This window comes from Leptolyngbya sp. CCNP1308 (assembly GCF_034932455.1).
Lineage (GTDB): Bacteria > Cyanobacteriota > Cyanobacteriia > Phormidesmidales > Phormidesmidaceae > Nodosilinea.
Map to the genome: position 1 here is coordinate 1 of NZ_JAYGIH010000033.1, position 855 is coordinate 855.

The 855-nt window shown below is 52.4% G+C and carries 1 protein-coding gene; it reads left to right on the forward strand.

Annotated elements, in window-relative coordinates; genetic code table 11:
- Positions 1-90 precede the first annotated feature (90 nt).
- The gene (locus VB780_RS08465) at positions 91-843 is read left to right on the forward strand and encodes an IS1 family transposase (protein WP_323350698.1); all 753 of its coding nucleotides are present in this window, start codon (positions 91-93) and stop codon (positions 841-843) included.
- Positions 844-855 lie beyond the last annotated feature (12 nt).

An 855-nucleotide genomic window follows, 5' to 3' on the forward strand; every position in this document is an offset into this window, starting at 1 on the left:
GGTAGTGGACTAACGTAAAGGGTAGAGAAAAACCAAGGCATCGTCGTCGCATTGCTAGATTCTGAGGGAGTAGGTCCCATGACAATCGAGATGACCTGTCCAACCTGTGGGTCTCACGACATCTCCAAAAACGGTACGACCCGGCGCGGCAAGCAAAACTACAAGTGCCGAGACTGCAACCGTCAATTCGTCGAGGATCCTCAGTGGAAGCCAAAAGACAAAGACACTCGGGCTTTTGTCAATCTGCTGTTGCTAGAGAAGATTCCCCTAGCCGGCATCGTCAGAGCCACTGGGGTCTCTGATAGTTGGCTACAAGGCCATGTCAACGTTCGCTACGAGGCCGTGCCAAAAGCGGCAGAGGTCGTCCCCAAGCCTAAAGGCAAGCTGACCGTGCAGATGGATGAACTCTGGTCATTTGTCGACAACAAAGGCAACAAGCAGTGGGTCTGGCTGGCAATCGATGCCGACACCCGAGAAATCATCGGCTGTCACATCGGCGACCGCTCCAGGGAATCGGCAATTGCCTTATGGCAGTCCATCCCTGCGGTATACAGACAATGTGCCAAGGTCTACACCGATTACTGGGAGGCCTACGTCAACGTGATTCCGAGCAAGCGGCATGTTGCTGTTGGCAAAGATAGTGGCTTGACGAGTTACATCGAAAGGTTAAACAACACCCTGAGGCAGCGGATTGCTCGGTTGGTGAGGAAGACGCTGTCCTTTTCCAAGAAGCTAGAGAATCACATCGGGGCAATCTGGATGTTCATCCATGACTACAATCGCCGAGTCAGAGAGAAGCTGTCAGAAAGGGAAGCCCCTTTACTTTCCTCTGTCCTTTACTAAAATGCACTACCC